Origin of the sequence: Methylibium petroleiphilum PM1, assembly GCF_000015725.1 — a bacterium.
Taxonomy (GTDB): Bacteria; Pseudomonadota; Gammaproteobacteria; order Burkholderiales; family Burkholderiaceae_C; genus Methylibium; species Methylibium petroleiphilum.
The window spans coordinates 3,400,270-3,421,791 of record NC_008825.1; the positions used below are offsets into that span (position 1 = coordinate 3,400,270).

Genomic DNA, 21,522 nt, shown 5'->3' on the forward strand with positions numbered 1-21,522 from the left:
GGTAGCAGTCTCGGCGGTCGCCGCGGCAACCCGCGTCCCTAGAATGATCGGCCATGCACATTCACATCCTCGGCATCTGCGGCACCTTCATGGGCGGCCTGGCCGCACTGGCTCGCGAGGCCGGGCACCGGGTCACCGGCTGCGATGCCAACGTCTACCCGCCGATGAGCGACCAGCTCCGCGCGCTGGGCATCGAGCTGATCGAGGGCTGGGACGTGCAGCAGCTCGCGCTGAAGCCCGACCTGTACGTGATCGGCAACGTGGTCTCGCGCGGCAACGCGCTGATGGAGGCGATCCTCGACGCCGGCCTGCCCTACACCAGCGGACCGCAATGGCTGGCCGAGCACGTGCTGCAGGGGCGACATGTGCTGGCGGTCGCCGGCACGCACGGCAAGACCACCACAACCTCGATGCTGGCCTGGATCCTGGAGAACAACGAGCGCCGGCCCGGCTTCCTGGTCGGCGGCGTGCCGCAGAACTTCGAGGTCAGCGCACGGCTGGGCGAGGGCCAGCCCTTCGTGATCGAAGCCGACGAATACGACACCGCGTTCTTCGACAAGCGCAGCAAGTTCGTGCACTATCGGCCGCGCACCGCGGTCCTGAACAACCTGGAGTTCGACCACGCCGACATCTTCGCGGACCTGGCGGCCATCGAGACCCAGTTCCACCACCTGCTGCGCACGGTGCCGGCCAGTGGACGCGTGATCGTCAACGCGCGCGAGGAAAGCCTGGCGCGCGTGCTCGAGCGCGGCTGCTGGAGCGACGTCCAGCGCTTCGGCGTGCGCGGCGACGTGCCCGGCTTCCGGGCCCGCGGCGAGCCGCACAGCTTCGACGTGCTGAAGTCCGGCGTGCAGGTCGGCCGCGTGGAGTGGGCGCTGCTGGGTGAGCACAACCAGCTCAATGCGCTCGCCGCCATCGCGGCGGCAGAACATGTCGGCGTCGCGCCGGCCGACGCAGCCCGCGCGCTGGCCGGCTTCGCGAACGTGAAGCGCCGGCTCGAGCTGCGCGGCGAGGTCCGCGGCATCAAGGTCTACGACGATTTCGCTCACCACCCGACGGCCATGCGCACCACCATCGACGGCTTGCGGCGCCGGATCGGCGAGCAGCGCATCTTGGCCGTGTTCGAGCCGCGGTCCAACACCATGAAGCTCGGCGCGATGAAGGCCCAGCTGCCGTGGGCGCTGGAGGAGGCCGACCTGGCCTTCTGCCACAGCGGCGGCCTGGGCTGGAACGCCGGCGAGGCGCTGGCGCCACTGGGCGACCGCGCGGTCGTCGGCGACTCGATCGACGCGCTGGTCCAGCGCGTGGTCCAGGCGGCGCGCAGCGGCGATCACGTGCTGTGCATGAGCAACGGCAGCTTTGGCGGCATCCACGACAAGCTGCTCGCCGCGCTCGCGCGATGAAGCCGCCGTCGCATCTGCTCTACCTGCATGGCTTCCGCTCCTCGCCCGGTTCGGCCAAGGCGCAGCGCGTGGCGGCCGAGGTCACCCGGCTGCAGGACGCGGGCCACTCCCTGGTGTGGTGCTGTCCCCAACTCCCGCCGTCGCCGGCCGCGGCAAAGGCGCTGATCGATTCGCTGACCCATGACTGGCCGTCCGATCGCATGGCGGCGATCGGCAGTTCCCTGGGCGGCTTCTATGCCACCGTGCTGGCCGAGCAGCGCGGTTGCCGCGCGGTCGTGCTCAATCCGGCCGTCGACCCGGCCGACACGCTGGCCGGCCAGATCGGCGAGCAGACCGGCTGGCACGACCCGGCCCTGCGCTTCGAGTTCACCGCGGCCCACGTCGAGGAGCTGCGGGTGATGCGGCCGCCGCGCCTGCGCGATCCGGCGCGCTACCTCGCCGTCATCGCGAAGGGCGACGAGGTGCTCGACTGGCGCGACATGACGGCCCGCTACGCCGGCGCCCGCATCAAGCTGCTGGAGGGCGGCGACCACGCGCTGAGCGACTTCGACGACCACCTCCCGGATCTGTTGGGCTTTCTCGACCTGGGCTGACCGCGCATTGGCGGATGGGACAATCCGCCCCGATATGTCCGATACCTACGCCCTGTTCGAAGAAGCCGGCAAGTTCCTCGCCGGCCGTGTGATGTCCGAGGCCGAGAGCTCGCTGCAGGTGGAGCTCGATTCCGGCAAGCGCGTCAAGGTCAAGAGCGCCAACGCGCTGCTGCGTTTTGCGAAACCTGCGCCAGCCGAGCTGCTGGCGCAGGCGCACAGCCTGTCGGGCGAGATCGACCTCGACCTGATCTGGGAGGTCGCGCCGGACGAGGAGTTCGGCTTCGACGACATTGCTCGCGAGTACTTCAATGCCCAGCCCGACGCACCGCAGCGCGCGGCCACGCTGTTGCGGTTGTTCGATGCGCCGCACTACTTCCACCGGCGCGGCAAGGGACGCTTCCGCAAGGCGCCGGAAGACATCCTGAAGCAGGCCCTGGTGGCGATCGAGCGCAAGGCGCAGCAGGCCGCGCAGATCGAGTCCTGGGCGGTCAAGCTGGCCGGCGGCCACTGCCCGGCGCCGATCTCCGAGCAGCTCTACCGCATCCTGTTCAAGCCCGACAAGAACGGCCCCGAGTACAAGGCCGTGGTCGAGGCCGCGAAGCGTTCGCACAAGGCGCCGCTCGACCTGCTGAAGGACGCCGGCGCGATCACGAGCCCCTACCAGTTCCACTGGAAGCGCTTCCTGTTCGAGTTCTTCCCCAAGGGCACGGCCTTCCCGCCGCTGCAGGCGCCGCCGATCAAGAACGATCTGCCGCTGGCCGCGGTGCAGGCTTTCTCGATCGACGATTCGAGCACCACCGAGATCGACGATGCGCTGTCGGTGCAGGGGCTGGGCAGCGACACCATCGTGTTCGGCGTGCACATCGCCGCGCCGGGCCTGGCCATCCAGCCGGGTTCGGCCGTCGACCAGGTGGCACGCACGCGCTGGTCCACCGTCTACATGCCGGGCCACAAGCTGACCATGCTGCCCGATGAGGTGGTGCAGAGCTACACGCTGCTCGAAGGGCGCGACTGCCCGGCGGTGTCGGTGTACTTCAGTCTCGACGCGGCGTCGCTGACCGTGAAGGCGGTGGAAACGAAGCTCGAACAGGTGCACATTGCCGCGAACCTGCGCCACGACCAGCTCGACGCGGTGGTCACCGAAGCCTCGCTGGCCGGCGAGGCGCCGGCCGGCTACGCCTTCGCGCCCGAGCTCGCGTTCGCTTTCCGCCTGGCCCGGCATCTGAAGGCGCAGCGCGAGCTGGTGCGCGGCAAGCCCGAGAACTTCAACCGGCCGGACTACAACTTCAGGCTCGACGGAGGAGACGCCGGCGAGCCCGACGGCAGCGAGACGGTCGTCATCACCGAACGCAAACGCGGTTCGCCGCTGGACCTGATCGTCGCCGAGGCGATGATCCTCGCCAACAGCCACTGGGGCGGCTGGATCGCCGAATGTGGCGTGCCCGGCATCTACCGCAGCCAGGCCAGCATGGCGCCGGGCATCAAGGTGCGCATGGGCACCAAGCCGGCGCCGCATGCCGGCATGGGCGTCAAGCAGTACACCTGGGCCACTTCCCCGTTGCGGCGCTACGTGGACCTGGTCAACCAGTGGCAGATCATTGCCTGCGCGCGGCACGGCCGCACCGCGGCGCTGGCCGCACCGTTCAAGCCCAAGGACGCCGAGCTGTTCTCGGTCATCTCGGGCTTCGACGCCGCGTACACGGCCTACAACCAGTTCCAGAACGGGCTGGAACGCTACTGGACGATGCGTCACCTCGAGCAGGCGGGCCTGACCGAGCTGGAGGCCGCGGTGATGAAGGACGGGCTGGTCCGCGCCGACACGCTGCCGCTGGTGTTCCGGGCCCTCGGCTGCGAGTCGCTGCCGCGCGGAGCGCGGGTGCGCGTGCGCATCACAGGGGCCGACCTGCTCACGCTGGAGTTGCACGCCAGCCTCGTCGCCCGGCTCGACGATCCGGCGACGCCGGCCGACGATGCGCCGGTCGATGCCGAGGAGGCCGACGAAGCGGCCGAGGCCGCCGCGCCGCTCGCGCTGGCGATCGACCTGCAGGATGGCGACAATGCCGCCGACCCGGCCCCCTCCGGCGCCGCCTAGGATGCCCGACGCATGAAGCTGATTCCGCAACGCTGGGCAGAGCGCCTCCGGCGACTCACCGCACTGCACGTCGCGCTGCTGATCTCCTTCGGTGTTCACGCGGTGCTGCTGACGGTGCGCTTCGTCGATCCGGAAGGCTTCAACCGCGTGTTCAAGGACACGCCGCTCGAGGTCATCCTGGTCAACGCGCGCTCGACCGAGCCGCCGCTGAAGGCGCAGGCGATCGCACAGGCCGCGCTGGCGGGCGGCGGCGAGGCCCAGGCCGGCCGCGCCACCTCGCCGCTGCCACCGTCCGCCCTGACCGAGGTCGGCGATTCGCTGGAAGACGCGCGCCAGCAGATCCAGTCGCTGCAGGAGCAGCAGATGCAGCTGCTGGCGCAGATCCGCCGCGAGCTGGCGCGCCTGCCGCCGCCCGACCCGCAACGCGACGAGGGGAGCCCGGACGCCCGCGCCCAGGCCGAACAGCGCCAGCAGATGCTGCAGATGCTGGCCGAGATCGAGAAGCGCATCAACGACGCCAATGCCCGTCCGAAGAAGCGCTACGTGAGCCCGTCGACCAGCGAGGCGGTGTACGCCGTCTACTACGACGTGCTGCGCCGCAAGATCGAGGAACGCGGCACCCTGAACTTCCCCGAGGACAAGGGCCGCAAGCTCTACGGCGAGCTGACGATGATCGTCACCGTCGACGCGCTCGGCCAGGTGCTCGACACGGAGATCGTCCAGAGCTCGGGCCAGCGCACGCTCGATCGTCGCGCTCAGGCCATCGTGCGCGCGGCATCGCCGTTCGGCCCCTTCACCGACGCGATGCGCAAGCAGGCCGACCAGATCGTCGTCGTGTCGCGCTTCCGCTTCACGCGAGACGAGGGCTTCGAGACGCGGCTCCTGCAGTCGTCGCCGCAATGAAGGACCGCGCGGACGCCGCGGCCCGCGATCGCTACGCGGTCGCCGGCCACCCGGTCGAGCACAGCCGCTCACCGTTCATTCATGCGCGATTCGCCGCGCTGACGGGAGAGCCGATCGACTACGGCCGGCTGCCTTGCCCGCTCGATGGCTTCGCCGCCACCGTGAGCGCCTTTGCGGCATCGACCGGCACCGGGCTCGGGCCGGCGCGCGGCTGCAACGTCACGGTGCCATTCAAGTTCGAGGCCGTCGCGCTCGCCGCGCAGCTCACACCGCGCGCCGCACTGGCCCAGGCGGCCAACACCCTGCGCTTCGATGCCGAAGGCTGGCAGGCCGACAACACCGACGGCGCCGGGCTGGTGCGCGACATCACGGTCCATGCCGGCGTTGCGTTGCAAGGCGCCACACTGCTGCTGGTCGGCGCCGGCGGCGCGGCGGCCGGCGTGCTGGGGCCGCTCCTCGAGACCGGGCCGCAACGGCTGGTGCTGGCGAATCGCTCGCCCGACAGGGCCCGCACGCTGGTCGAGCGCCATGCGGCGCTGGCGGCGCTGCATGGCGTGACGCTCGAGGCGGCCGCGCTGGACGACTGCGGCGACGGCTACGACATCGTCGTCAACGCCACCGCCGCCAGCCTCGCCGGGGCCACGGTGCCGGTCACCGCGCGCGTGCTGCGCCCCGGCGCACTGGCCCTGGACATGATGTACGGGCCCGCAGCGCAGGGCTTTCTGCGCTGGGCGGCGGCGCACGGCGCACACGGCCGTGACGGCCTGGGCATGCTGGTCGAGCAGGCAGCAGAGTCGTTCTGGTTCTGGCGCGGCGTGCGCCCGCCGACGCCGGCCGTGCTGGCCGAATTGCGTGCCGTCATCGAAGGGGCCGACACATGAAGCGCCTGGTCCGCTGGCTGGTGCTGCTGGCCCTCAGCGCCATCGCCTTGCAAGGGGTGTTCGTGCTCCGCATCGCGATGATGCGTTTCGTCGATCCCGAGTCCACCACCTTCCAGCGCAGCGAGATCTGGCGCCTGGCGACCGAGCGCCACGAGGTCCTGTGGTCTCAGCGCTGGCAACCCTACGAGCGCATCGCCGCAACACTCAAGCGGGCGGTGATCGCGTCGGAAGACGCCAGCTTCACCGACCACGGCGGCGTGGACTGGGAAGCGATCGAGAAGGCCTGGGAGCGCAACCAGCGCGCCGAGGCACGCGCCGAGAAGCTGCAGGCACAGCTCGAGAGCCAGCAGCAGCGGCGGGCGGCCAACGCCCGGTCGGCGCCGCCCCGCCCGGCCCCGGTGGCGAAGATCGTCGGCGGCTCGACCATCAGCCAACAGCTTGCGAAGAACCTGTTCCTGTCGGGCGAGCGCAGCCTTGCCCGCAAGGGGCAGGAATTCGTCATCACCTTCATGCTCGAGGCGCTGCTCGACAAGGAACGCATCCTGGCGATCTACCTGAACAACGTCGAGTGGGGCGAAGGTGTGTTCGGCGCGCAGGCTGCGTCCCGCCACTATTTCCGCGTCGATGCCGGCCAGCTGAGCGCGATGCAGGCAGCTCGCCTGGCCGTGATGCTGCCGGCCCCCAAGCGCTTCGAGAAGCGCCCCGGCTCGGCCTATGTCAGCGGTCGCGCTGCGACCATCGTGTCGCGCATGTCGGCGGTCGAACTGCCCTGAACCGGGACCCCGGCTCTCCGCTCCAACCCGTGCCATGCCCTCTTCCGCCCCGTCCGCGCTCAGTGCCGAGATCGCCGCGACCGCGGCCCGGCTCGTCGTCGAAGAAGGACTCGAATACGGGCCGGCCAAACAGCGGGCCCTGAAGCTGCTCGGCCACCGTGGCCTGCCGGCGCGAGACTTGCCCGACAACGACTTGCTTGAATACGAAGTCCGCACTTACATCGAACTGTTCTGCGCCGAGACCCAACCGCGCGAACTGGCGGCCCTGCGCGAAGTGGCACTGGGCTGGATGGAGCGGCTGGCCGAGTTCCGCCCGCACCTGAGCGGCGCGGTCTGGCGCGGCACCGCCACCCGGCTGAACGACGTGCACCTGCAGCTCTACTGCGACGATTCGAAGGCGGCCGAGATCGCGCTGCTCAATGCCGGCATCGGCTACGACGTCGGCAGCACCCGGAGCCCGAACGGGCGCACCATCGACGTACTGAGCCTGGCCCAGCCCTGCGCCACGTTGAATGAATCGGTCACGGTACATCTCAGCATCCTGGACCACAACGACCTCCGCGGCGCGCTCAAGCGCGACGCCCACGGCCGCAGTGCCCGCGGCGATGCCGCAGCACTGCGCCAATTGATGACGAAGGACGCCCGATGAATCCCCCCCCCATCGCTTCGGCACGCCGCCGCCGACTGGTCTTCGGCCTGGGAGCGGGGGCCGGCGTAGCCGCCGGGGTGTGGCTGGCGCTGCGGCAGCAGGCACCGGCGCTCGACCCGACCGTCACGGCGCTGTGGGCGTCGAGTTTCGACCGCCCCGAGGGCGGTACGCTGGCGATGCAGAGCCTGCGCGGCAAGCCGCTGCTGATCAATTTCTGGGCCACATGGTGCGCACCCTGCGTCCGAGAATTGCCGGAAATTGATCGCTTTCATCGTGATTTCCAGTCCAAAGGCTGGCAAGTTGTCGGCCTGGCCGTCGACGGGCCGACCCCGGTCCGCGAGTTCCTGGGTCGCCTGAAGCTGGGTTTTCCGATCGGGCTGGCCGGCTTCGAAGGCAGCGAACTGTCGCGCCAACTGGGCAACGAACAGGGCGGCCTGCCCTTCACCGTGGCCTTCGATGCGAGCGGCCGGCCGGTGCAGCGCAAGCTGGGCGAGACCCGCTACGAAGACCTCGCCGCCTGGGCGCGGGAGCTGGGCTGAGCACGCCCGCTTCGTGATCGACCATCGCCCCGTTTGCGCGTAAAGTCGCGGCTTCGCCGGGGGATCTGCCGGCATCGAACTCGCATCTGATGGAAATACTCGTCCTTCATGGACCCAATCTCAACCTGCTCGGCAGCCGCGAACCGGCGGTCTACGGCGCCACCACGCTGGCCGAGATCGACGCGGCCCTGCTGCGCCGCGCGGGCGAGGCCGGGTTCGGATTGGCGAGCTTCCAGAGCAACCACGAGGGCGCACTGGTCGATCGGGTACAGGAGGCGCGCAGCGACGGCACCCGCTTCATCCTGATCAACCCGGCCGCCTTCACGCACACCAGCGTCGCGTTGCGCGATGCGCTCGCCGCGGTGGCCCTGCCCTTCATCGAGGTGCACCTGTCGAACGTGCACCGCCGCGAGGCCTTCCGTCACCATTCCTATTTCTCGGAGTTGGCCGAAGGAGTGATCGTCGGTCTGGGCGCCAGCGGCTACCGCCTGGCGCTGGAGTTCGCGCTCGAACGGCTCGACGGCACACACAACTGAGCGGTGGCCCTGCCGCGGTACACCGCCGCGCAGGCCCGGTTTGAAGAAACCATAACGACATTCGTTGGAGAGAGAAATCCATGGACCTGCGCAAACTGAAGACGCTGATCGACCTGGTGTCGGAGTCCAACGTCTCCGAACTGGAGATCACCGAGGCCGACGGCAAGGTGCGCATCGTCAAGAGCGCGCCGGTGGCGACGGTTGTGGCCGCGCCGGTGGCGGCGCCCGTGGCCCCCCCCGCGGTCGCGGCGGTCGCCGCCGCGCCGGCACCGGCGGCGGCTGCGCCGGAGCCCGCCGCGCCGACCGGACACAGCGTGAAGTCACCGATGGTCGGCACCTTCTACCGCTCGTCGAGCCCGGGCGCCAAGGCCTTCGCCGAGGTCGGCCAGGAGATCAAGGAAGGCGAGCCGATCTGCATCATCGAGGCGATGAAGATCATGAACGAGATCGAGGCCGACAAGTCGGGCACGGTCACCAAGATCCTCTGCGAGAACGGGCAGGCGGTCGAGTTCGGGCAGCCGCTGTTCATCATCGAGTGAGGCAGAGCACTCGATGTTCAAGAAGATCCTGATCGCCAACCGAGGCGAGATCGCCCTCCGCATCCAGAGAGCCTGCCGCGAGCTCGGCGTGCGCGCCGTCATCGTCTACTCGGAGGCCGACCGCGACGCCAAGTACGTGAAGCTCGCCGACGAGGCGGTCTGCATCGGCCCGCCGGCCTCGGCGCAGAGCTATCTCAACATGCCGGCCATCATCGCCGCCGCCGAGGTGACGGATGCCGAGGCCATCCACCCCGGCTACGGCTTCCTCAGTGAGAACGCCGACTTCGCCGAGCGCGTGCAACAGAGCGGCTTCACCTTCATCGGCCCGACGCCGGAGTCGATCCGCGTGATGGGCGACAAGGTGGCTGCCAAGCAGGCCATGATCAAGTCGGGCGTGCCCACGGTGCCGGGCGCCGAGGGCGCGTTGCCGGACGACCCGAAGGAGATCATCCGCCAGGCGCGCGCGATCGGCTACCCGGTCATCATCAAGGCCGCCGGTGGTGGCGGCGGACGCGGCATGCGGGTGGTGCACACCGAGGCGGCGCTGATCCACGCGGTGCAGACGACGCGCGCCGAGGCCGGCGCGGCCTTCGGCAACCCGACCGTCTACATGGAGAAGTTCCTCGAGAATCCGCGCCACATCGAGATCCAGGTGCTGGCCGACACCCACCGCAACGCGGTGTGGCTGGGCGAGCGCGACTGCTCGATGCAGCGTCGCCACCAGAAGATCATCGAGGAAGCTCCGGCGCCCGGCATCCCGCGGCGCGTGATCGAGCGCATCGGCGAACGCTGCGTCGCCGCCTGCAAGAAGATCGGCTATCGGGGCGCCGGTACCTTCGAGTTCCTGTACGAAAACGGCGAGTTCTACTTCATCGAGATGAACACCCGCGTGCAGGTCGAGCACCCGGTGACCGAGCTCGTGACCGGCGTCGACATCGTGCAGATGCAGATCAAGATCGCCGCCGGCGAGAAGCTTCCGTTCACGCAACGCCAGATCGAGATGCGGGGCCACGCGATCGAGTGCCGCATCAACGCCGAGGACCCTTACAAGTTCACGCCGTCACCGGGCCGCATCACGATGTGGCATCCGCCGGGCGGCCCCGGCGTGCGGGTCGATTCGCACGCATACACCAACTACTTCGTGCCGCCGAACTACGACTCGATGATCGGCAAGATCATCACTCACGGCGACACCCGCGAGCAGGCCTTGGCCCGCATGCGCACGGCGCTGCTGGAGACGGTGATCGAAGGGATCCAGACCAACACGCCGCTGCACCGCGAGTTGGTGGTCGACGCGAAATTCGTCGAGGGCGGCACGAGCATCCATTACCTCGAAGGCTGGATGGCCCAGCGCAAGCGCTGACGTGGCAGACACGAGCATGTTCGAGCTGGTGCTGCTCGCCCGCGAGGAGCAGGTCGAGTCAGTGTCGGACGCGCTGATGGAACTCGAAGCGCTGAGCATCTCGGTCGAAGACGCGGACGCCGACACACCGTCCGAGCAGGCGTTGTTCGGTGAACCCGACATGCCTGCACCGAAGGCCGGTTGGCAGCGCTCGACGCTGCGCGCCCTGTTTCCGGACGAGTCCAGCGCGACCGATGCGGCGACGCTGTTGCTGGCTCAGGAGTGGGCGGCCGATCTACAGGTGCACTCGCTGCAGCCGGTGCCCGAACAGGACTGGGTGCGATTGACGCAGTCGCAGTTCGCGCCGGTCGAGATCACGCCGACCTTCTGGATCGTGCCGTCATGGCATGAGGCGCCGGCCGCGGCGACGCAGGTGATACGGCTCGACCCTGGCCTCGCCTTCGGCACCGGCACGCATCCGACGACGCGCATGTGTCTGCGCTGGATCGCCACGCACGAGGCTGCGGTGCGCGGCCGGCGCGTTCTCGACTATGGCTGCGGCTCGGGCATCCTTGCCATCGGTGCCGCACTGTTCGGGGCCGCGCCGATCGACGCGGTCGACATCGACCCGGCGGCGATCCAGTCGACTCGGGACAACGCACATGCCAATGGCGTGACGCTCGAAGCCGGGCTGCCCGAACGCGCCGGCAGCCCGTCGGCCGCCTATCCGCTGGTGCTGGCCAACATCCTGGCCACACCGTTGAAGCTGCTGGCACCGCTGCTCAGCGCCCATGTCGCCGCGGGCGGCCACCTCGTGCTGGCCGGCATCCTGGAGCGCCAGGCCGCCGAGCTGCAGGCCGCCTATGCGCCATGGCTGGCGCTCGAGGTCAGCGATCGCGAAGACGGCTGGATCCTGATGACCGCCCGCCGCGCCGCCTGAGAGGGGCCTGCGCGATGGCATCATTCGCAGCATGAGCCTGGCCACCCGCTGCACCGCCTGCGGCACGATCTTCCGTGTCGTGCAGGACCAGCTCAAGGTCTCGGAAGGCTGGGTGCGCTGCGGCCGCTGCCAGGACACCTTCAACGCGCTCGAAGGCCTGTTCGATCTGGAGCGCGAGGCACCGCCGCAGCGTATCCCGAAGGCCGGCGCTACGCAGTCGGTGGTCGAGGGCATGGCCGAGTTCGTTGCGAGCCATCACCCCGGCAACAGCGAACACGGCGCACTGCCGGCCATGCCCGCGACCCAGGAGCATGACGCGATCGAGTCGCGCTTCTTCGCGCCGCAGTCCGACGACAGCCGCTCGGACGAGCACCCCGATTTCGCCGATGCCCGCTTTCCGAGCGAGTTCCCGCCCGACGCCGCGGCACTGGAACCGGACGCGACCGAAGATCCCGTCGATGCGCTGCCGCCAGCCAGCCCCAAGAGCGCGCCGCCGTCCACGCCATTGCTGCAGCGCTGGCGCGACAGCCGTGCCGCGCGACAGGCGGCCGCGATGAGTTCGCTGCTGGAGGCGCCGATCGGGGACGAGGCGGCGATGCCGCCGCCCGCTGCGCCGGCCGTTGCCGGCACCCCAGGCTTCCTGCGCCAGGCCGAGGATGCGGCGCGCTGGCGCCGCCCGCGGGTGCGCGCCTCGCTCGTCGTGGCTGCGGCACTGCTGATCGGCACGCTGCTCACCCAGATCGCTGTGCAGTACCGCGACGCCTTCGCGGCACAATGGCCGCAGGCGCGGCCGACACTGGAAACGCTGTGCGAGGTGCTGGACTGCCGCATCGAGCCGCTGCGGCGCCTTGCGGCCATCACCGTCGAATCGAGTGGGCTGACGCAGGTGGAAGGCAGTGATGCCTACCGGCTGAGCCTGACGCTGCACAACCGGGGCCAGGTGGATATCGCCCTGCCGTCGGTCGATCTCAGTGTGACCGACAACAGCGGCACCCTGGTCTCGCGGCGCGCGCTGGCGCCGGCCGATTTCCGCACCGCCACGGGCGGTTCAGTGCCCGGCGTGGCGCTCGCCCCCGGATCGGAAAGTCAGTTGCAAGCACTGCTGACGGCGCGCGGCGCACGCATCAGTGGCTACACGGTCGAGCTGTTCTATCCCTGAGCCCCTCGCTCGTCGCCGATCGACCGCCCTTTTATTCTTCCTCGTCTCGGAGTTGCCATGCCGGCCCTGATCTGCGGTTCGCTCGCGTTCGACACCATCACCATGTTCCCCGGCCGCTTTGCGCAACAGATCCTCCCTGAGCAGATCCACATCCTCAACGTGTCCTTCCTGGTACCCACGCTGAAGCGCGAATTCGGCGGTTGCGCCGGCAATATCGCCTACACCCACCAGCAGCTGGGCGGCACGCCGGTGGTGATGGCGACGCTCGGCGCCGACGGCGACGGCTACCTGCAGCGGCTGCGCGATTGGGGCGTGAGCACGTCCCTGGTCAAACGCATCGATGAAAGCTACACGGCGCAGGCGATCATCATCACCGACCAGGACAACAACCAGATCACCGCCTTCCATCCCGGCGCGATGCAGTTCGCACAGCGCACGGCGGTGCCCCCACGGGGTGACCTGACGCTCGCGATCGTGGCACCGGACGGCCGCGACGCGATGATCGAGCATGCCCAGCAGCTGCACGAGGCCGGCATTCCGTTCATCTTCGATCCGGGCCAGGGCCTGCCGATGTTCGACGGCGCCGAACTGCGCCGATTCGTCGAGCAGGCGAGTTGGGTCGCGGTGAACGACTACGAGGCGAGGATGCTGTGTGACCGCACCGGCCTGAGCCTCGAACAACTGTCGCGCTCCCACTTGCGCGGCCTGTTCGTCACACTGGGCGCTGACGGCTGCGAGGTGTGGGAGCAGGGGCAGGTCCGGCGCGTTCCTGGCGTGGCCGCCACGGCGATCGTCGATCCGACCGGTTGCGGCGACGCCTTCCGCGGTGCGCTGCTCTACGGACTGGAGCGCGACTGGCCCCTGGCGCGCTGCGCCGAACTCGGAAACCGCGTCGGCGCGCTGAAGATTGCGTGCGCCGGCCCGCAGAACCACCGCATCGATCGAGCCGCGCTCGGACTCTGAATTGGTATCGACTGTGCCGTAATGCACAGTCGTGAGGCAGCGGCGCCCCTCGGAGACAGCGACACGCGAGATGGATTCACGGACGCAGTGGCGGCCGAGCAGCTATCGTTCGCATCAGGCTGAGTGGCCGGTGAAACTGCGGCTGCCGAAGGAGTGTGCGATGACTCTCACGAACTGGCTGCTGCTGATGGGCGCTGCGCTCGCGCTGGCCGCGCTTTCGTGGCTGATGTGCGCCTGGTGGTATCGACGCCAGTTGAGTGCCGTGCTGCAACGCCTCGAGAAGGCCCGCGCCGTCGCGGGCCAGAATGCAACGCAGGCCAAACGCCAGATCGCACAGTTGCAGAAGGAACTGGCCGAACGCCCGGCGCTGAGTGCAGTTCAGCGCGAAGCCCGCGACAAGGCCGCCGATGCCGCCGCGCGCAAGCAGGAACTTGCCGAGAACCTCGACCGCGGCCGACTCGCGACGGCCCTGCCTGCGAACGGCTTCGCCGATACGCAACCTCTCTAGACCGACTGCGTACTGCCGCTGCTGCTGCGCCCATGAAAAAGCCCGGCCGAAGCCGGGCTTTCAACTGGTCGAGCCAATCGCTCAGGGCTTGGTGCCCGTCGGGAAAGGCCAAGCCGCTTGCGGGCTGAGCGTGGTCTTCGCTGCCGGTGCTGCAGGCGCAGCAGGGGCGGCGGGAGCCTTCTTCGCAGCCGGCTTCTTCGCGGCTTTCTTCGCAGCCGGCTTCTTGGCGGCCTTCTTCGCGGCAGGCTTCTTCGCCGCGGCCTTCTTGGCAGGGGCCTTCTTCGCCGCCGCCTTCTTGGCCGGAGCCTTCTTCGCCGCCGCCTTCTTGGCCGGGGCCTTCTTCGCTGCCGCCTTCTTGGCCGGAGCCTTCTTCGCTGCCGCCTTCTTGGCCGGAGCCTTCTTGACTGCAGCCTTCTTCGCCGGGGCCTTCTTGGCCGCGACCTTCTTCGCCGGGGCCTTCTTGGCCGCAGCCTTCTTCGCCGGGGCCTTCTTAGCGGCCGGTTTCTTCGCAGTTGCCATCACGATTCTCCTTGATCAAGTTGCAAAGAGCACTGTGCCGCTCGATACGGCACAGCGATTCACTGCCCATGGGGCTGCCTTGGAGAGACGCTCCGGTGCAGTGAATGGGGTCGTGGGCAATGCGTTGCGCTTCTGCGTCGCTAACGTCTCACCCACAGATCTTGATTTGTTGTCTTCCTTCTTCTTCAGGGCCCGAGCGCCGTGCGCACGAGGTGCTTCAATCCCAGGAGAGCGCGCCACCGGACTGGTACTCGATGACGCGGGTCTCGAAGAAATTGCGCTCCTTCTTCAGGTCGATCATTTCACTCATCCACGGGAACGGGTTTTCCTCGTTCGGGAAGAGCTCCTCCAGGCCGATCTGCGTCGCGCGCCGGTTCGCGATGTAACGCAGGTAGCCCTTGAACATGGACGCGTTCAGACCGAGCACGCCGCGCGGCATGGTGTCTTCGGCGTAGCGGTATTCCAGTTCGACGGCCTTCATGAACAGGGCCTTGATCTCGGCCTTGAATTCGGCGGTCCACAGCTGGGGGTTCTCGAGCTTGATCTGGTTGATCAGGTCGATGCCGAAGTTGCAGTGCATCGACTCGTCACGCAGGATGTATTGGTACTGCTCGGCCGCGCCCGTCATCTTGTTCTGCCGACCGAGCGCGAGGATCTGCGTGAAGCCGACGTAGAAGAACAGACCTTCCATCAGGCAGGCGAAGACGATCAGCGATTTCAGCAGCGTGCGATCGTTCTCGAGCGTGCCGGTGTGGAAGTTCGGATCCATGATCGCGCCGATGAAGGGGATCAGGAACTCGTCCTTGTCGCGGATCGACTGGACCTCGTTGTAGGCGTTGAAGATCTCGCTCTCGTCCAGGCCCAGCGACTCGACGATGTACTGGTAGGCGTGCGTGTGGATCGCTTCTTCGAAGGCTTGGCGCAACAGGAACTGCCGGCACTCGGGCGCGGTGATGTGGCGGTAGGTGCCCAGCACGATGTTGTTGGCGGCCAGCGAATCGGCGGTCACGAAGAAGCCGAGGTTGCGCTTGATGATGCGGCGCTCGTCTTCCGACAAGCCGTTCGGATCCTTCCAGGTCGCGATGTCGCGCGACATGTTGACCTCTTGCGGCATCCAGTGATTCGCACAGGTGGCGAGGTACTTCTCCCACGCCCACTTGTACTTGAACGGCACCAGTTGGTTGACGTCGGTCTGGCCGTTGATGATGCGCTTGTCGGCCACGTTGACGCGGCGCGTGCCCGCTGCCGCCGAAGGCTTCACGGCATGGGCCGCAGCCGGAGGCGCATCGAACAAGGCAGCAGACTGCGTTGCGGGCGACGAGGAAATCGGGGATGACGGGTCTGTGGCCCGTGCATCGCGCAGCGATGAGGGCGGAGTGTGATGCGTCGCAGTGGAGGCGGAACGAGCGTCGTCTTCCCAAACCAGCATGGTGTACTTCCTGTGAACTGAATTATCGGAGTGTTGTGTTCAAACACCAAGCACTTGTTGACATCGAAGCGCTGAAGTTGTTGCGGTCGTGCATCGCTTGCAGGCGACCACGACCGCACGACACGCATTGGCGAATCACTGACAGGCCTCGCACGTCGGGTCGTCGATCGCGCAGAACTTCATGTCGGTGGCAGGCACGCTGCTCGCAGCATCGAACTGCGCTTGCGCTGCGGCAGCCACGGCATCGACACCACCGCTGCCGCTCGACACGGCATTCAGGTGCCCCGCCTTCACCGTCGATTTCTCGGCATGCGTCGCGCCCACCGTGCGCAGGTAGTAGGTGGTCTTCAGGCCACGCTGCCACGCGAGCTTGTAGGTGTCGTCGAGCTTCTTGCCGGACGCGCCCGCCATGTAGATGTTGAGGCTCTGCGCCTGGTCGATCCATTTCTGGCGGCGTGCCGCCGCCTCGACCAGCCAGGTCGGCTCGACCTCGAAGGCCGTCGCGTAGAGCGACTTCAGTTCCTCTGGCACGCGGTCGATGCGACGCAGCGAACCATCGAAGTGCTTGAGGTCCATCACCATCACGTCGTCCCACAGACCGAGCTTCTTCAGATCACGCACGAGGTACTCGTTGATGACCGTGAACTCGCCCGACAGGTTGGACTTGACCGACAGGTTGCTGAACGACGGCTCGATCGACGCGTCCACGCCGATGATGTTGGAGATGGTCGCGGTCGGAGCGATCGCCACGCAGTTGGAATTGCGCATGCCGTGCTGCTGGATGCGCGCGCGCAGCGCGTCCCAGTCGAGCGAGGTGGAACGGTCGACGTCGACGTAGCCGCCGCGCTGCTCGGCCAGCAGATCCAGGCTGTCGATCGGCAGGATGCCGCGGTCCCACAGCGAACCCTTGTAACTGGAATAGCGGCCGCGCTCCTCGGCCAGTTCGGTCGAGGCCCAATAGGCGTGGTAGCACACCGCCTCCATCGAACGGTCGGCGTACTCGACCGCCTGCTGCGAAGCGTAGGCAATGCGCAGTTGGTAGAGGCTGTCCTGGAAGCCCATCACGCCCAGGCCGACCGGGCGGTGGCGCAGATTGGAGTCGCGTGCCTTCTTGACCGCGTAGTAGTTGATGTCGATCACGTTGTCGAGCATGCGCATCGCCGTCGACACCGTCTTCCTCAGCTTGGCGTGGTCGATCTCCAGACCCTCGGCGCCGTGCATCAGGTGCTGGGCGAGGTTGACCGAGCCGAGGTTGCAGACCGCGATCTCGCTGCCGTTGGTGTTGAGCGTGATCTCGGTGCACAGGTTCGAAGAGTGCACCACGCCGACATGCTGCTGGGGCGAGCGGACGTTGCAGGCATCCTTGAACGTGATCCACGGATGCCCGGTCTCGAACAGCATCGACAGCATCTTGCGCCACAGGTCCTTGGCCGGCACGCGCTTGTAGAGCTTGAGCTCGCCTCGATCGGCCTTCTGTTCGTATGCGGTGTACGCCTGCTCGAAAGCGATGCCGAACTTGTCATGCAGGTCCGGGCAGGTGGACGGCGAGAACAGCGTCCAGTCGCCGCCTTCGATGACGCGCCGCATGAACAGATCGGGGATCCAGTTCGCGGTGTTCATGTCGTGGGTGCGACGGCGGTCGTCGCCGGTGTTCTTGCGCAGCTCCAGGAACTCCTCGATGTCGAGGTGCCAGGTTTCCAGGTAGGCACAGACCGCCCCCTTGCGCTTGCCGCCCTGGTTGACGGCCACCGCGGTGTCGTTGACGACCTTCAGGAATGGCACGACGCCCTGCGACTCGCCGTTGGTGCCCTTGATGTGACTGCCGAGCGCACGCACCGGTGTCCAGTCGTTGCCCAGACCACCGGCGAACTTGGAGAGCAACGCGTTCTCCTTGATCGCCTCGTAGATGCCGTCCAGGTCGTCGGCCACGGTCGTGAGGTAGCAGCTCGACAGCTGCGAGCGGCGCGTGCCGCTGTTGAACAGCGTCGGCGTGCTCGACATGAAGTCGAAGCTCGACAGCACCTCGTAGAACTCGATTGCCCGCGCCTCGCGGTCGACCTCGTTCAGCGCCAGGCCCATGGCCACGCGCATGAAGAAGGCCTGCGGCAATTCGATGCGCGCCTTGCGAACGTGCAGGAAGTAGCGGTCGTACAGCGTCTGCAGGCCGAGGTAGTCGAACTGCAGGTCGCGGTCGGCCTTGAGCGCCTCGCCCAGGCGGCGCAGGTCGTACTGCATCAGCCGCTCGTCGAGCAGTTCGGCCTCGACACCCTGCTTGATGAAGCCCGGGAAGTAGTCGGCATAGCGCTGCTGCATTTCCTCGTGGAGCACCTCGCCGCCGAGGATTTCGCGGCGGATGGTGTGCAGCAGCAGCCGCGCAGTCGCCCGCGTGTAGGCCGGGTCCTTCTCGATCAGCGTGCGGGCGGCCAGGATGGCGGCCTTGTAGACCTCGTCGATCGGCACGCCGTCGTACAGGTTCCGCTGGGTCTCGGCGAGGATCGGCGCAGCCTGCACCTCGCTGCCGAGATTGGCACAGGCCGATTCCACCAGGGCCTGCAACCGGCCGGTGTCGAGCGGCACGCGCTGGCCGCGATCGATCACGTGCAGTGCGACGGCCGGCGTCACCGGCGCAGCGCCCTGCTTGGCGCGCTCCTGAGCGCGGCGCTCGCGGTACAGCACATAGGCGCGGGCGATCTCGTGGTGCCCGCCGCGCATCAGCCCAAGTTCAACCGCATCCTGGACGTCCTCGATGTGGAAGGTGCCGCCGCCCGGACGTGAACGCAGCAGCGCGCGCACCACCGATTCGGTCAGACCATCGACCATCTCGCGGACGCTGGCCGAGGCCGCACCCTGCGTGCCGTGCACGGCCAGGAAGGCCTTCATCAAGGCCACGGCGATCTTGTTCGGCTCGAACGCCACCACCGCTCCGTTGCGCCGGATGATCTGGTAGCCGGCATAGGCCGAGCTGCCGGGAGCCGCCCGCGAAACTGCGGTGGCGGCGAGCGCGCCGCCGGCAAGAGCGGCGGCCGGAACGCTGGAGCTGATGGATTGCATGAGGTCCCTTTCGGTTCTTATGAGATGACGGTGTTTGCGACGGGCCGGCGCAAGGGGTTCGACTGCGGGTGATCGCCCGGGTTCAGCCTTCGAGGTACCAGCGTGCACGGGACACGGTGCGCCATGAACTGCCGATCGCCATCGTGACAGCGGGACGATCGGAGCAGACGCAGCGCCGGGCTGTACAACGCCGCCCGGACGGGGCGGCCACGAGGTCGATGTTCACGCGAGAGCGACCCCGGACGTGCTCGGCTCAGGCAGGACGGGAAGGCATCGGCACACTATATCTAGCGCTCGCCGCCTCTACAAGCACTATATGTAGCGTGTCACGACTTGAAACGTGGCGACCTTTCTCACACCTCGGAGACAAGCCGCATCAGTGCTTGCGCACGATGGCCAAGCCCACGAGTGACGCGCCTCCAGCGCGAAAATCGGCCGCCAGGCCGCATGGAACCTGCCTTCGCCAAACGCGCTCGCTTCGCGCCTTCAGCGCGAGGCGAGCACACCCTTGGGAAAGTACCGATCCGGCCATTCTGTCAGCGACTGCAGGCGCACCCACTCGAAGCCGGCGCCGGGGTCGAGCTTGCGCCCGGGAGCCACGTGCTCATGCCCGGCCACGTCGCGCAACGGGTGCTGCCGCGCGAGCGCGTGCAGCAACTCGGCGAGGCGCTCGTACTGCGACGGCTCGAAGCGCTCGCCCTCCAGACCTTCGAGCTCGATGCCGATCGAATAGTCGTTGCAGTTCTCCCGGCCTCGCCACGCCGAGCGGCCGGCATGCCAGGCCCGCCGCGCTGTCGGCACGAACTGCAGCAGCTCGCCGTCGCGCCGGACGACGAAATGCGACGACACCTCGAGGCCGCGGATCTGCTGGAAATAGGGGTGAGCATCCCAGTCGAGCGTGTTGGTGAACAGCCGCTCGATCGAGTCGCCTCCATAGCTGCCAGGCGGCAGGCTGATCGAATGGATCAGCGCCAGCGTGACCTCGGTGCCTTCTGGCCGCGGCCCATGGTTGGGCGAATCGACGCGGCGCGCAGCCGACCACCAACCGTCCTGCCAGTGCGTGCCCTGCAGGCTCACGCCCGCCCCGATCCGGCGGGCGGCAGTTCGTCATCCGAGTCGTCGGCACCCGGCCCGATGGCCACGCCATGCTCGGCGACCATGACCCCCAGCCGCGCCATGCGATAGCGCATCTGTCGCAGCGAGAGACCGAGGCTGGCGCCTGCAGCAGTGCGATTGAAGCGGTAACGCTCCAGCGCACGCACGAGGATGTCGCGCTCGACGCCGTCGAGGTAGGCGGCGAGATCGTCCGGCAACGGCGTCGGCAGCGCCGCGCTCGCCGGGAACTCGGCGGCGCTCGGCGGCGGCACATCCGCTGGCAGCGCCGCCAGCTCGGCACGCCCGCTGTCGCTGAACGCCGACTCGGGCAGATCGAGGTCGCCGACATCGATCACATCGCCATCGCAGAGCGCGACGGCCCGGTGCAGCAGGTTCTCGAGTTCGCGGACGTTGCCGCCGAAGGGGTAGCGCAGCAAGTAGGCGAGCGCGTCACGCGTCAGCCGCGGCGGCGGACTGACTCCGGCGTCGGCGGCGATGCGCTCCAACACGCGCTCGCAGATCGCCGGCAGATCCTCGAGCCGCTCGCGCAGCGGCGGCACCCGGATCTGGATCACGTTGAGCCGGTAGTACAGGTCCTGGCGGAAGCGCCCCGCCTGCACGTCGGCCGCCAGGTTCTTGTGTGTCGCGCTGACGATGCGAACGTCCAGCGCCGTCTCCGTCGTCGCGCCCACCGGCCGCACCGAGCGTTCCTGGATCGAGCGCAGCAGCTTGCTCTGCATCGACAGCGGCAGATCACCAATCTCGTCGAGGAACAGCGTGCCGCCACGCGCGGCCTGGAAGAAACCGTCGCGGTCCTCGTTCGCCCCCGTGAACGCACCGCGTCGGTAGCCGAAGAACTCGGCTTCCAGCAACTGCTCAGGGATCGCCCCGCAGTTCACCGCAATGAAGGGCTGACTCCGGCGCACGCCGCTGTCGTGGATCGCCCGTGCGACCAGCTCCTTGCCGGTGCCGGACTCGCCATGCACCAGCACCGGTGCCATGCTGCGCGAGACCTTCTCGATCAGCGAACGCACCTGCTGCATCGGGGCCGAGTTGCCTGCCATCCGCGCCAGCGCGCCGGCCGGAGGGACCACCGCAGCGGCCGGGCCGATCACGATCGTCGGCACCGGGCGTGCGGCAACGCCGGCGCGCGAGGGCCGCGCCGCCCCGGACTCGGACGGCAACTGATCGGGCTGCACCGTCGGACCGCTGGCCGCGGCCCGACCGAGGGCAGACGCCACGACGCTGCGGAACAGTTTCAGGTCGACCGGCTTGGTCAGGTAGTCGTAGGCGCCGGCCTTCAGCGCCTCGACGGCGCTTTCCGCCGAGCCGTAGGCGGTGATGACGATGGTCTTCTCGCGGCGCCCGGCTTCCTCCAGGCGATGCAGCAGGTCGAGCCCGCTGCCGTCGGGCAGACGCATGTCGGTGATCACCGCGCTGAACGTACGGTCGGCGAGCTGCGCCCAGGCGTCCTCGACACAGGCTGCGGTCTCGATCTCGTAGCCCTCGCGCAGCAGCGTCAGCTCGTAGAGGGTGCGCAGGTCAGGCTCGTCGTCGACCACCAGCAGGCTGAAATGCGAGGCCGGGCTCATGGCGTCGCTCCCGCGG

General features: G+C 68.1%; 20 protein-coding genes. 15 read left to right on the plus strand and 5 right to left on the minus strand.

Going from position 1 to position 21,522, the window contains the following annotated elements; genetic code table 11:
* Positions 1-53: 53 nt before the first annotated feature.
* The 15 genes from mpl (at position 54) to MPE_RS16210 (ending at position 13,820) form a co-directional block, all read left to right on the plus strand.
* Entirely contained in the window at positions 54-1,403 is a 1,350-nt protein-coding gene (gene mpl / locus MPE_RS16140; protein WP_011830773.1) for a UDP-N-acetylmuramate:L-alanyl-gamma-D-glutamyl-meso-diaminopimelate ligase, read from the plus strand.
* A complete protein-coding gene (locus tag MPE_RS16145) occupies positions 1,400-1,996 on the plus strand; it encodes a YqiA/YcfP family alpha/beta fold hydrolase (RefSeq protein WP_011830774.1) in 597 nt (198 codons plus the stop codon). Before mpl ends, MPE_RS16145 begins: the two co-directional genes overlap by 4 nt.
* A 34-nt stretch (positions 1,997-2,030) precedes the next feature.
* Positions 2,031-4,088 (plus strand): ribonuclease catalytic domain-containing protein, encoded by a 2,058-nt coding sequence (locus MPE_RS16150; protein WP_011830775.1) that lies wholly within the window; start codon positions 2,031-2,033, stop codon positions 4,086-4,088.
* 12 nt (positions 4,089-4,100) lie between these two features.
* Complete coding sequence (locus MPE_RS16155; protein ID WP_011830776.1) at positions 4,101-4,991, plus strand: energy transducer TonB; 891 nt, start codon at positions 4,101-4,103, stop codon at positions 4,989-4,991.
* A complete protein-coding gene (gene aroE, locus MPE_RS16160; RefSeq protein ID WP_011830777.1) occupies positions 4,988-5,872 on the plus strand; it encodes a shikimate dehydrogenase in 885 nt (294 codons plus the stop codon). The genes MPE_RS16155 and aroE overlap by 4 nt, the downstream gene beginning before the upstream one ends.
* Complete coding sequence (locus tag MPE_RS16165; RefSeq protein ID WP_011830778.1) at positions 5,869-6,645, plus strand: transglycosylase domain-containing protein; 777 nt, start codon at positions 5,869-5,871, stop codon at positions 6,643-6,645. Before aroE ends, MPE_RS16165 begins: the two co-directional genes overlap by 4 nt.
* 34 nt (positions 6,646-6,679) lie before the next feature.
* Complete coding sequence (locus MPE_RS16170) at positions 6,680-7,294, plus strand: hypothetical protein (protein WP_011830779.1); 615 nt, start codon at positions 6,680-6,682, stop codon at positions 7,292-7,294.
* Positions 7,291-7,833, plus strand: coding sequence for a TlpA family protein disulfide reductase (locus tag MPE_RS16175; RefSeq protein ID WP_011830780.1), 543 nt, complete (start codon positions 7,291-7,293; stop codon positions 7,831-7,833). Before MPE_RS16170 ends, MPE_RS16175 begins: the two co-directional genes overlap by 4 nt.
* A gap of 86 nt (positions 7,834-7,919) precedes the next feature.
* Positions 7,920-8,369 (plus strand): type II 3-dehydroquinate dehydratase, encoded by a 450-nt coding sequence (gene aroQ, locus MPE_RS16180; RefSeq protein ID WP_162467881.1) that lies wholly within the window; start codon positions 7,920-7,922, stop codon positions 8,367-8,369.
* An 80-nt stretch (positions 8,370-8,449) separates the two neighbouring features.
* A complete protein-coding gene (accB, locus tag MPE_RS16185; RefSeq protein WP_011830782.1) occupies positions 8,450-8,908 on the plus strand; it encodes an acetyl-CoA carboxylase biotin carboxyl carrier protein in 459 nt (152 codons plus the stop codon).
* 13 nt (positions 8,909-8,921) lie between these two features.
* Positions 8,922-10,271 carry an acetyl-CoA carboxylase biotin carboxylase subunit gene (gene accC, locus MPE_RS16190; protein WP_011830783.1) on the plus strand — a complete coding sequence of 450 codons (1,350 nt, stop codon included), beginning with the start codon at positions 8,922-8,924 and terminating at the stop codon, positions 10,269-10,271.
* Positions 10,272-10,287: 16 nt separating this feature from the next.
* Positions 10,288-11,190, plus strand: a complete 903-nt coding sequence (prmA, locus tag MPE_RS16195) for a 50S ribosomal protein L11 methyltransferase (protein WP_011830784.1) — start codon at positions 10,288-10,290, stop codon at positions 11,188-11,190.
* 31 nt (positions 11,191-11,221) lie between these two features.
* A complete protein-coding gene (locus MPE_RS16200) occupies positions 11,222-12,349 on the plus strand; it encodes a zinc-ribbon and DUF3426 domain-containing protein (RefSeq protein WP_011830785.1) in 1,128 nt (375 codons plus the stop codon).
* A 57-nt stretch (positions 12,350-12,406) separates the two neighbouring features.
* Complete coding sequence (locus MPE_RS16205; RefSeq protein WP_011830786.1) at positions 12,407-13,312, plus strand: carbohydrate kinase family protein; 906 nt, start codon at positions 12,407-12,409, stop codon at positions 13,310-13,312.
* A gap of 130 nt (positions 13,313-13,442) precedes the next feature.
* Positions 13,443-13,820, plus strand: coding sequence for a hypothetical protein (locus MPE_RS16210; protein WP_148210973.1), 378 nt, complete (start codon positions 13,443-13,445; stop codon positions 13,818-13,820).
* Between the two features lie 81 nt (positions 13,821-13,901).
* Here MPE_RS16210 and MPE_RS16215 read toward each other — a convergent pair whose 3' ends face one another.
* The 5 genes from MPE_RS16215 to MPE_RS16235 form a co-directional block, all read right to left on the minus strand.
* A complete protein-coding gene (locus MPE_RS16215; RefSeq protein ID WP_011830788.1) occupies positions 13,902-14,339 on the minus strand; it encodes a histone H1-like DNA-binding protein in 438 nt (145 codons plus the stop codon).
* A 217-nt stretch (positions 14,340-14,556) separates the two neighbouring features.
* Complete coding sequence (locus MPE_RS16220) at positions 14,557-15,768, minus strand: ribonucleotide-diphosphate reductase subunit beta (RefSeq protein ID WP_011830789.1); 1,212 nt, start codon at positions 15,766-15,768, stop codon at positions 14,557-14,559.
* 135 nt (positions 15,769-15,903) lie between these two features.
* Positions 15,904-18,819 carry a ribonucleoside-diphosphate reductase subunit alpha gene (locus tag MPE_RS16225; RefSeq protein ID WP_011830790.1) on the minus strand — a complete coding sequence of 972 codons (2,916 nt, stop codon included), beginning with the start codon at positions 18,817-18,819 and terminating at the stop codon, positions 15,904-15,906.
* Between the two features lie 486 nt (positions 18,820-19,305).
* On the minus strand, positions 19,306-19,896 hold the full coding sequence (gene ampD / locus MPE_RS16230; protein ID WP_011830791.1) for a 1,6-anhydro-N-acetylmuramyl-L-alanine amidase AmpD: 591 nt from the start codon (positions 19,894-19,896) through the stop codon (positions 19,306-19,308).
* Entirely contained in the window at positions 19,893-21,506 is a 1,614-nt protein-coding gene (locus MPE_RS16235; RefSeq protein WP_011830792.1) for a sigma-54-dependent transcriptional regulator, read from the minus strand. Before MPE_RS16235 ends, ampD begins: the two co-directional genes overlap by 4 nt.
* Positions 21,507-21,522 lie beyond the last annotated feature (16 nt).